The 6,570-nt window shown below is 73.5% G+C and carries 6 protein-coding genes; 3 read left to right on the top strand and 3 right to left on the bottom strand.

Annotation, left to right across the window (positions count from 1 at the left end; all coding sequences use genetic code 11):
- Positions 1-77: 77 nt before the first annotated feature.
- Positions 78-1,421 (bottom strand): glucarate dehydratase family protein, encoded by a 1,344-nt coding sequence (locus tag ACWGJ2_RS26355; protein WP_453348709.1) that lies wholly within the window; start codon positions 1,419-1,421, stop codon positions 78-80.
- Positions 1,418-2,386 (bottom strand): 5-dehydro-4-deoxyglucarate dehydratase, encoded by a 969-nt coding sequence (locus tag ACWGJ2_RS26350; protein ID WP_453348708.1) that lies wholly within the window; start codon positions 2,384-2,386, stop codon positions 1,418-1,420. The genes ACWGJ2_RS26355 and ACWGJ2_RS26350 overlap by 4 nt, the downstream gene beginning before the upstream one ends.
- 146 nt (positions 2,387-2,532) lie before the next feature.
- Here ACWGJ2_RS26350 and ACWGJ2_RS26345 point away from each other — a divergent pair, with 146 nt between their 5' ends.
- Entirely contained in the window at positions 2,533-3,327 is a 795-nt protein-coding gene (locus ACWGJ2_RS26345) for an IclR family transcriptional regulator (protein WP_453348707.1), read from the top strand.
- 350 nt (positions 3,328-3,677) lie between these two features.
- Here the strand turns inward: ACWGJ2_RS26345 and ACWGJ2_RS26340 are convergent, their stop codons facing one another.
- A complete protein-coding gene (locus tag ACWGJ2_RS26340) occupies positions 3,678-4,427 on the bottom strand; it encodes an SAM-dependent methyltransferase (protein ID WP_453348706.1) in 750 nt (249 codons plus the stop codon).
- A 207-nt stretch (positions 4,428-4,634) separates the two neighbouring features.
- Here ACWGJ2_RS26340 and ACWGJ2_RS26335 point away from each other — a divergent pair, with 207 nt between their 5' ends.
- Both ACWGJ2_RS26335 and ACWGJ2_RS26330 read left to right on the top strand, forming a co-directional pair.
- Complete coding sequence (locus tag ACWGJ2_RS26335; protein WP_453348705.1) at positions 4,635-5,441, top strand: HAD family acid phosphatase; 807 nt, start codon at positions 4,635-4,637, stop codon at positions 5,439-5,441.
- A gap of 75 nt (positions 5,442-5,516) precedes the next feature.
- Positions 5,517-6,536, top strand: a complete 1,020-nt coding sequence (locus ACWGJ2_RS26330) for a pyridoxal-phosphate dependent enzyme (RefSeq protein ID WP_453348704.1) — start codon at positions 5,517-5,519, stop codon at positions 6,534-6,536.
- Positions 6,537-6,570 lie beyond the last annotated feature (34 nt).

Below are 6,570 nucleotides of genomic sequence, written 5' to 3'. Positions count from 1 at the left end.
GGTCCTCGCCGGGGCACGGCACGGGGGATGGGGATGGGGGGATGGGGACACTCAGGCGCGCGCGAACGCGCGCCACGTCACCAGCGCGGCACGGCCGGAGCCGTCCAGCCGGGCTGGGCCTTGCGCATGGCAGCCGCGTCGTCGCGGTCGCGCATCGTGCCGTCGTCGTCCAGCCAGCGCTGGTGCAGGACGGCCAGCTTGTCGCGGTCGAGCGTGACGCCCAGTCCTGGCGCGTCGGAGACGGCGACGGCGCCGTCGCGGAAGGCGAGGCGTTCGGTGATGACGTCCTCGGTCTGCCACGGGTAGTGGCTGTCGCAGGCGTGGTCGAGCTGGGGGACGGTGGCCGCGACGTGCGTCATCGCGGCGAGGCTGATGCCCAGGTGGGTGTTGGAGTGCATGGAGACGCCGACGCCGAAGGTGCGGCAGACGGCGGCGAGTTCGCGGGTGCGGTGCAGGCCGCCCCAGTAGTGGTGGTCGCTGAGCACCACCTGGACGGCGCCCTTGGTGAACGCCTCCGGTATCTCCTGGAACGTGGTCACGCACATGTTGGTGGCGAGCGGCAGCCCGTCCACGGCGGCGGCGACCTCGGCCATGTTGGCGGTGCCGCTGGTGGGGTCCTCCAGGTACTCCAGTACGTCGCGCAGCTCCTCGGCGACCTTCAGCGACGTCGGCACGGACCAGGCGCCGTTGGGGTCGAGACGCAGCGGCTTGCCCGGCAGGGCCTCGGCGAGGGCGCGGATCGCGGCGATCTCCCGCTCGGGCTCGTAGACGCCGCCCTTGAGCTTGAAGGAGCGGAAGCCGTAGTCGCGCACGAAGCGCAGTGCCTGCTCGACGACGCCCTGGGGGTCGGTGGCCGCGCCCCAGCCGTCGGGCTCTCCGGCGCCGTCGGGGTGCTCGGCCCAGCGGTAGAAGAGGTAGGCGCTGTAGTCGACGCGGTCGCGGACCTTGCCGCCCAGGAGGGCGTGGACGGGGAGCCCGGTGGCCTTGCCGAGCGCGTCGAGGCAGGCGACCTCGAAGCCGGAGACGACGGAGAGCCGCAGCTTGTCCGCCGTCTGTACGCCGCGCAGCCCGCCGACGTCGACGGAGTTCTCGACGCGGGCCGCGTCCACGTGGACCTCGTCGGCGAGCGCGAAGAGCGCGTTCAGCCCGTCGACCCGGTGGCCCTCCAGGCGCTTCGCCAGCGGGCGGGCCAAGTCGAGGTACTTGGTGTCCCCGTACGTCTCGCCGACGCCGGTGACCCCGTCGGCCGTGACGACCTCGATGATCAGACGGGGCGTGTACGGCTGGTGCACGCCCTGGGTGTTGAGCAGCGGGGGGTCGGCGACGAGGATCGGGGTGAGCCGCACCTCGGCGATCGTCAGGTCGGCGGGGACGGGGGCGGGGACGGGGGCGGCGGTCTCAGGGGTGTCGGCGGTGCTCATGCGGCGGCTCCTACGAGGTCGAGGCCGGTGGCCAGCAGCTTGTCGAGTCGGGCGAGGTCCTGGGGTTCCGGGTCCGTGAGCGGCGCCCTTACGGGGCCCACGGGGCGCCCGCGCAGCCGGGCGGCGGCCTTCACCAGCGAGACGGCGTAGCCGGGCACGCGGTCGCGCAGCTCGACGAGCGGCACGTAGAAGTCGCGCAGCAGCGTCTCGACGCGGTCGTCGTCGCGTGCGCGCAGCGCGGCGTAGAAGGCGTCGGCGATCTCGGGCGCGAAGGCGTGCACGGCAGAGGAGTAGGCGGGGACGCCGACGGTCGCGTACGCCCTGGCCTGGACCTCGGCCGTGGCGGCGCCGTTGAAGAAGAGGAAGCCGTCCGGCGCGGCGAGGGTGAGCCGCTGGAGCCGGTCGAGGTCGCCGTGGCCGTCCTTGAGCCCGATGACGCCGGGAACGGCGGCGATCCGCGCGAGCGCGTCCCTGCCGTAGGTGACCTGGTCACGCTGGTAGGCGATCAGCGGCAGGCGGGTGCGCGCGGCGAGGTGCCGCAGTTGCGCGACGAGGCCGTCCTGCGGCGCCTTGACGAGGTAGTGCGGCATGACGAGCGCGGCGTCGGCGCCCGCCTCCTCGGCGATCCGCGCGAAGCGGGCCGCCTGCGCCCAGCCGTAGCCGACACCCGCGACGACGGGCAGCGCGCCGCCCGCCTCGGCGACGGCGGCGGCGACGACCTGGCGGTACTCGTCCTCGTCCAGCGAGAAGAACTCGCCGGTGCCGCAGGCGGGGAAGAGCGCGCCGGGGCGGGTGGCGAGCTGGGCGGCGAGGTAGTCGCGGTAGCCGGGCAGGTCCAGTTCCCCGTCGCGGCCGAAGCTGGTGAGCGGGAAGGAGAGGACTCCCTCCGCCATGCCGTCGCGCAGCCGCGCCGCCACGCGCGTCGTGTCCGCCGGGGTCGACGCGTTCGCCGTGCGCGCCGTCATGCGGTGATCACCGGATTCAAGTTGTCTCCGTATGTAGATGGCGTCTACGTATGGAGATGGAGATTAGGGAGGTGAACAGGCGCCGGTCAATACCCCGGCGACGGTGAACAGTCCGGTGCGCGGATGTGGGCGATTACGATCGGCCCATGTCAGAGACGGGTGGCGTACGCGCCGTGAAATCGGCTTCCCGCACCGTGGACCTGCTGGAAGTGCTGGCGGCGCGCGGGGACCGCCCGGCCCGGCTGCGCGAGCTGGCCGAGGAACTCGGTGTCCCCCGCAGCAGCATGTACGCGCTGCTCCAGACCCTGATCGAGCGCGGCTGGGTCCGTACGGACGCGACGGGCTCCCTCTACGGGATCGGCATCCGCGCCCTGCTCACCGGCACCAGCTACCTCGACAGCGACCCGCGCGTACGGGCCGTGCGCCCCTTCATGGAGGAGGCGTCCGAGGCGCTCGGCGAGACCATCCACCTGGGCCGACTGGACCGGGGCGACGTGGTGTATCTCGCGACCCGCGAGTCCCACGAGTACCTGCGCACCCTCAGCCGCGTCGGGCGGCGCCTGCCCGCGCACGTCGGCGCCCTCGGCAAGGCGCTCCTCGCCGAGCGGCCGGACGGCGAACTCCCCGTGCCCGACGGGGAACTGGAGCGGCACACGCCCCGCACCCACCCCGACCGCGCGGCACTCGTGGCCGACCTCGCCGAGGTGCGCGAGCGCGGCTACGCGATCGACCGCGAGGAGGGCGTCACCGGCATCGCGGGCTTCGGCTTCGCGCTGCGCTACGACTCTCCCGCGACGGACGCGGTCAGTTGCTCGGTGCCCGTCGCACGGCTCACCGGCGAGCACGAGGCGCGGGTCGTCGCGGTGATGCGCGAGATCCGCGACAAGATCGAGGCGACGACCCCCCACGCGACGGAACCGGGCGCCCCGGCCTGGCGCTGACGGGTTCGTTCCGGCGCGGGCGGGTCCGCTGGCGGGGGGCCGGCGCGGGCGGGTTCCGGTTGCCGACGGGCCCGGCAGGGACGCGTTCCGGCGCCGACGGACTCCGGCGCGTACGAGTCCGGCGCCGACGGACTCCAGCAGCGCCCCCGAGTTCCGGCGCCCACGGACTCCGGCGCCGACGGCCCAGCGCCCCGGGTTCCGGCGCCCACGGCCCGGCGCGGGCGGATCCGGCGCTGACGAGTCCGGCGGCGGGGCCCGGCGCGGGCTGCCCAGCGGCACCCGAGTTCCGGCGCCCGCGCTCGTGGTGTGGGGCGCGCCCGGGTCCCGGCCGCGCCCCGCGCAGGTTCAGTTCACGCGTTCGCGCGCTCGCGGAGCACGAAGACGCCCCAGCCCAGCAGATCCCGCCCGTACGCGAGGTGGGAGTCGCGGGACTGGCGGAGGAAGTCGCGCATGTCGGGTGCGTCGGGGTGGCCCGGGTGGGCGCGGAGCCAGTCGGTGATGGTGCGCCACTGCGTCGCGACGTAGCGGTCCCAGCTCTCCTCGTCCGCGAGGACCATGCCCGTCAGCTCCAGGCCCGCTGCCTCGAACCGCTCGTTGGTCCCGGCCAGCGAGGCGTAGTCGTCCCGCTCCAGGCCCAGCGCCTCGCACGCCTCCTCGGAGGGCTCGGCGCGCCAGAACACGTCCCCGACCAGCACCGTTCCGCCCGGCCGCAGGGCCCGGCGCAGCAGGTCGAGGGTGCCCGCGAGGCCGCCGCCGATCCACGTCGCGCCGAGGCAGGAGACGAGGTCGTAGGCGCCGGGCCCGGCCTCGTAGGCGCCCGCGTCGCCGCGCTCGAACTCCAGCCGGTCGGCGACGCCCAGCTCCTGGGCGCGGGCGCGGGCCGCCTCCAGGAAGACCTTGCTGACGTCGACGCCGACGCCGCCTGTGCCGTGGTCCCGCGCCCAGCGCGCCAGCAGCTCCCCCTTGCCGCAGGCGAGGTCGAGATGCCGCTGCCCCTCCCGCGGCCCGACGGCCTCGGCGAGCAGCGCCAGCTTCTCGTCGGTGAACGGGTTCAGGATGCGGTGACCGGCTTCGGCGATCTCGTGGTGGCGCAGTGACATGCGGTTCCTTTCGGGCGCGTACGGGCACGGACGTCGGCGCGTACGAGCGCACCCTGCCCGCACGCGCGGGCGCCGCGCAATTCAGCGCTACGCCCCGGCCACCCTCCGACGTTTTACGCAAAGTTGATTCTTCGCGCGTAGAACGGGCCACGCCCCCGCTGCTACGTTCCCTCGCGTCCCTCCGGCCCCTGCCTCAAGGAGCAGCGCATGCCCCCCACTTCACCCCTCCGCCGTGCCCGTGTACGGGCCGGTGCGCTGGCCGTCGTCGCCGCCGTCGCGGGCACCGCGCTCTTCGGCATCGGCCAGGCGACCGCCGAACGCTCCGTGCCGCGCTCCGACAAGGAGATCCCCAACCTGGACAAGGTGAAGGACTTGATCGAGGCGTACTACGGGGACACCGAGACCGCCGACGGCGAGCACTACGCCTCCCCCGACAGCAGCTACGCGCACCAGGCCCGCGGCATCGCGGCCGAAGCGCGGCGCGACCTGAAGAAGGCGCTCGCGAAGGAGCACGAGAGCAAGCGGACGAAGCGGCCCGCCGTCGTGGTGGACGTCGACGACACCACGCTGCTGACGTACAACTTCGAGCGGCGCATCGGCTACCACTTCACCGAGGAGGCGCAGGACGAGTATCTGCGCACCACCGACATGGACCCCGTCTTCGGCATGCCCAAGCTGCTCAACTGGGCCCGTGAGAAGGGCGTCACCGTCTTCTACGTCACCGGTCGCGCCGAACACCAGCGCGCCTGGAGCATGCGGAACCTGAAGAACGCGGGCTACGACGCGCCCGCCGACAAGGCGCACTTCTTCCTCAAGGACGAGAAGAACCCACCGGACTACCTGGAGTGCGGCGCGGACTGCACGACGGTCGAGTACAAGTCGGGGACGCGCGCGCACATCGAGTCGCGGGGCTACGACATCCTCGGCAACTTCGGCGACCAGTTCAGCGACCTGCGAGGCGGCCACGCGGAAAAGACGTACAAGCTCCCGAACCCCATGTACTACCTTCCGTAGTCGGCCCACCCGGCGCCGGGACAGGCCCCGTGCCCGCCCCGGCGCCCGCACGACGACGGCAGGAGCACCCCGCACATGAGCAGCACCGGAAGCGGAACCGGAACCGGACCTAGAACCGGAACCGCGCCCGTCACCCTGGAGGACGTGCGCGAGGCGGCGGCGCGGCTGGAAGGGGTGGCGCACCGGACGCCGGTGCTGCGCTCGCGGACGCTCGACCGGCTCGTGGGCGCCGAGGTCTTCCTGAAGTGCGAGAACTACCAGCGCGTCGGCGCCTTCAAGTTCCGTGGCGCCTACAACGCCGTCTCCCAACTGGATCCGGCGCGACGTGAGCGCGGCGTCGTCGCCTACTCGTCCGGCAACCACGCGCAGGCCGTCGCCCTCGCCGCGCGCGAACTGGGCTGCCCGGCCGTCATCGTAATGCCCGAGGACGCGCCGCGCGCCAAGCTGGAGGCGACGGCGGGGTACGGCGCCGAGATCGTCACCTACGACCGCTGGACCGAGAGCCGCGAGGAGATCGGCGGGCGCATCGCGGCGGAGCGCGGCCTGCCCGTCGTGCCGCCCTACGAGCACCCCCACGTCATCGCGGGCCAGGGCACGGCCGTGCTCGAACTGCTGACGGAGACCGGCGAGCTGGACGCCGTGGTGACGCCCATCGGCGGGGGCGGGCTGATGGCGGGCTCGGCCACGGCGGCGACGGGCCTGTATCCGGGCATCCGCATGATCGGTGTCGAGCCCGAGGCGGGCGACGACACCAAGCGCTCGCTGGACGCGGGGCACCGGGTCGCCCTCGACGGCGTGCCCAGGACCATCGCCGACGGACAGGGCGCGGTGACTCCGGGCGAGCTGACGTTCTCCGTCAACCAGCGGCTGCTGGAGGACGTCGTGCTGGTCGGCGACGACGAGATCCGTGCCGCGATGCGGTTCGCCTTCGAACGGCTCAAGATCGTGACCGAGCCCAGCGGCGCGACGGGCCTGGCCGCGCTGCTCACCGGGAAAGTGGGCCCGCTGCCGCGCCGTGTCGGCGTCGTCATCTCGGGCGGCAACATCGGCCTGGAGCGCTTCGTGGAGCTGATGGGCGGCCAGGCGGAGGCGTAGGCACCCCGCCGGACACCCCTGTGACCGGGCCCGG

The organism is Streptomyces sp. NPDC054796 (assembly GCF_053611545.1).
This window is presented reverse-complemented; position numbering and strand designations above follow the sequence as displayed.

Bases quoted from the DNA above. Each gene is read 5' to 3' on its own strand.
- ACWGJ2_RS26355 (WP_453348709.1), bottom strand. From the start codon at position 1,421: ATGAGCACCGCCGACACCCCTGAGACCGCCGCCCCCGTCCCCGCCCCC.
- ACWGJ2_RS26350 (WP_453348708.1), bottom strand. From the start codon at position 2,386: ATGACGGCGCGCACGGCGAACGCGTCGACCCCGGCGGACACGACGCGC.
- ACWGJ2_RS26345 (WP_453348707.1), top strand. From the start codon at position 2,533: ATGTCAGAGACGGGTGGCGTACGCGCCGTGAAATCGGCTTCCCGCACC.
- ACWGJ2_RS26340 (WP_453348706.1), bottom strand. From the start codon at position 4,427: ATGTCACTGCGCCACCACGAGATCGCCGAAGCCGGTCACCGCATCCTG.
- ACWGJ2_RS26335 (WP_453348705.1), top strand. From the start codon at position 4,635: ATGCCCCCCACTTCACCCCTCCGCCGTGCCCGTGTACGGGCCGGTGCG.
- ACWGJ2_RS26330 (WP_453348704.1), top strand. From the start codon at position 5,517: ATGAGCAGCACCGGAAGCGGAACCGGAACCGGACCTAGAACCGGAACC.